At 41.1% G+C, this 2822-nt stretch carries 4 protein-coding genes; all 4 read left to right on the top strand.

All coding sequences use genetic code 11. From position 1 onward, the window contains the following. The coding region (locus MV676_RS07415; protein WP_297446364.1) for a cytochrome c peroxidase at positions 1–539 on the top strand (539 nt) is incomplete at its 5' end. A 10-nt stretch (positions 540–549) separates the two neighbouring features. After that, a complete protein-coding gene (gene kdsA, locus MV676_RS07410; RefSeq protein ID WP_297446361.1) occupies positions 550–1341 on the top strand; it encodes a 3-deoxy-8-phosphooctulonate synthase in 792 nt (263 codons plus the stop codon). Further along, positions 1325–1993, top strand: a complete 669-nt coding sequence (gene nth, locus MV676_RS07405) for an endonuclease III (RefSeq protein WP_297446357.1) — start codon at positions 1325–1327, stop codon at positions 1991–1993. The genes kdsA and nth overlap by 17 nt, the downstream gene beginning before the upstream one ends. A 13-nt stretch (positions 1994–2006) precedes the next feature. Then, positions 2007–2822, top strand: an 816-nt coding sequence (gene pncB / locus MV676_RS07400) for a nicotinate phosphoribosyltransferase (protein WP_297446354.1), incomplete at its 3' end; no start/stop codon positions are given.

The following is a 2822-nucleotide window of genomic DNA, read 5'->3' as shown; positions in this document are numbered from 1 at the left end:
CTGAGTATGTTGCGCTTTTTAGGAAAGCGTTTCCCGATGAAGGAGATCCTGTAACCTTTGATAACATAGCAAAGGCAATAGCTGCTTATGTCCGAACTTTGAATACTTTTGGTTCGCCTTTTGACAGGTTTCTTAACGGTGATATTAAAGCTCTTTCTGATGATGCCAAGATGGGGATGAATCTCTTCATTGAAAAAGGTTGTATATCCTGCCATTATGGTCCTATGCTTACAGACAATAAGTTTCATGTTTTTAAGATAGATGATGACCCGGGACGTTACGAGGTTACCGGAAATGATACTGATAAAAATGCTTTCAGGACTGCACCTTTGAGAAACGTTGCGTTAACTGCTCCCTACTTTCACAACGGTTCTGTAAGAAGGCTGGATGTTGCGGTAAAAGTTATGGCGGACAAAATGCTGGATGAAAAACTCACCGATGTTGAAGCATGGCGCATAAAAGTGTTTCTTGAATCTTTGACGGCGCTTCCTTCAATAGATAGCCGGGTTATACCCGTTTTACCACAGAGAGACGAATAGGGGAGAAGAGATGATTTTAATCGCGGGTCCTTGCGTTATAGAGACAGAAGAGATTCTTTTTAAGGTTGCTGAAGTTGTTAAGGAGACTCAGAAGCTTTTCCCTGAGTGCAAAGTTATTTTTAAAGCTTCTTTTGATAAGGCAAACAGGAGTTCTATCCGTTCCTACAGAGGTCCTGGGCTTGATAAAGGATTGAGAATGCTTGAAAAGGTGAAAGAAACTTTTGATTTGCCTGTATTGACGGATATTCACGAATCATATCAGGCAGAACCTGTCGGTAGTGTGGTTGATTACATCCAGATTCCTGCATTTCTGTGTCGCCAGACAGACCTTCTTGTTGCCGCTGCAAAGACCGGTAAGCCGGTTAATGTGAAAAAGGGGCAGTTTATGGCTCCATGGGACATGGGAAACGTTGTTGAGAAGTTGAGAGAATCAGGAGCGAAAGAGATATTTCTGACGGAGAGAGGGACGACTTTTGGATACCATAATCTGGTGGTTGATTTTAGAAGTATTCCCATAATGAAATCTTTTGGTGTTCCTGTTATCTTTGACGCCACCCATTCTGTTCAGAAACCCGGAGGACTCGGTTCTGCTTCTGGCGGGGATAGAGAGTTTGTTCCTTATCTTGCGAAAGCTGCTGTGGCTGTTGGTGCTGATGGTCTCTTTTTTGAAACACATCCGGATCCCGAAACCGCCCTTTCAGACGGTCCAAACATGGTTCCTCTAAAGGATTTTCCATTGCTTGTTGAGGAACTTATTGAACTTTACAGGTTTGTGAGGGAGGATAGTGGCAGAAAGGCTTAAAAAGATTGATATAGATAAGATAGTCGAAATCCTTAAGAGGGAATCCAAAAAGTGGGATGTTCCTGTTGTAAGTTTAATGTCCCGGCACGATAGAGATCCTTTTAAAATTCTGATTTCAACGATACTCAGTTTAAGAACAAAGGATGAAGTAACGGCAAGGGCTTCAGAAAGGCTTTTTAAAAAGGCCAACAATCCTTACGATATGGTTAAACTTTCCGAAAAGGAGATAGAAGAGCTTATCTATCCTGTTGGCTTTTACAGAAACAAGGCGAAAACGATAAAAGAGATATGTAAAACACTTATTGAAAAATATGACGGTAAGGTTCCTGATTCTCTTGATGAACTTTTGAAGCTTAAAGGTGTTGGCAGAAAAACGGCCAACCTTGTTGTTACGCTTGGTTTTAACAAGCCGGGTATCTGTGTTGATACTCATGTTCACAGGATAATGAACAGGATTGGTTACGTTAAAACAAAAACACCTGAAGAGACAGAATTTGCTCTGAGAAAAAAGTTGCCCAAGAAGTATTGGAAGATTATTAATGAACTTCTTGTTGCCCTGGGCCAGCATATATGCCATCCGATTTCTCCTAAATGCAGTATATGTCCGATAAGAGATTACTGCCAGAAAGTTGGTGTCAGAAGGAGCAGGTAATGGAGGAAAAGTAATGACTGAAACGCTGCTTACAGATCTTTACGAACTTACAATGATGTGTGCTTATATTGATAACGGGAAGAAAGAGGTTGCCTCTTTTGAACTTTTTACCCGGGTTCTTCCTGAAAAGAGAAACTACCTTGTATATGCAGGGCTTCAGGATGTTGTTGATTACCTTGAAAACTTTTCCTTTTCAAAGGATGACATAGATTACCTTTATTCTCTTAACCTTTTTCCTGACTGGTTTTTAGACTTTTTGAAGGAATTTCGCTTTACGGGAAACCTTTACAGTATGGACGAAGGGACGCCCTTTTTCCCTCACGAACCTGTTTTAAGAGTTGAAGCGCCAATTTATGAGGCACAGCTTTTTGAAACAGCCATTCTGAATATGACTCACATAAGCACACTGATTGCGTCAAAGGCAGCGAGGGTCTATTCGGTTTCCCGGGGTAAGGTGCTTTCAGACTTTTCTCTCAGAAGAACTCACGGTAAGGATGCTGGGATAAAGGTTGCAAGAAGTACCTATATAGCAGGCTTTTCATCGACTTCCAACGTTCTTGCCGGAAAAATCTACGGCATTCCGGTTGTTGGCACCGTGGCTCACTCGTTTATTATGAGTTTTAAGACAGAAGAAGAAGCTTTCAGAGCTTATCTTAAAACGTTTCCCGATAGATCTATTCTTCTTGTTGATACTTATGACACAGTGAAAGGCATTGAGAAAGCAATAGAAGTTGCTCTGGAATTAAAAGAAAAGGGCTACACTTTAAGAGGCATAAGACTTGATAGCGGCAACATACTTGAGCTTTCAAAACTTGCAAGGAAAATGCTT

Origin of the sequence: Desulfurobacterium sp., assembly GCF_027028515.1 — a bacterium.
In the GTDB taxonomy this organism is placed as follows: domain Bacteria; phylum Aquificota; class Aquificia; order Desulfurobacteriales; family Desulfurobacteriaceae; genus Desulfurobacterium_A.
Note: the sequence above shows the minus strand (reverse complement) of the source record. Positions and strands in the feature narration are given on the sequence as shown.

Bases quoted from the DNA above. Each gene is read 5' to 3' on its own strand.
- kdsA (WP_297446361.1), top strand. From the start codon at position 550: ATGATTTTAATCGCGGGTCCTTGCGTTATAGAGACAGAAGAGATTCTT.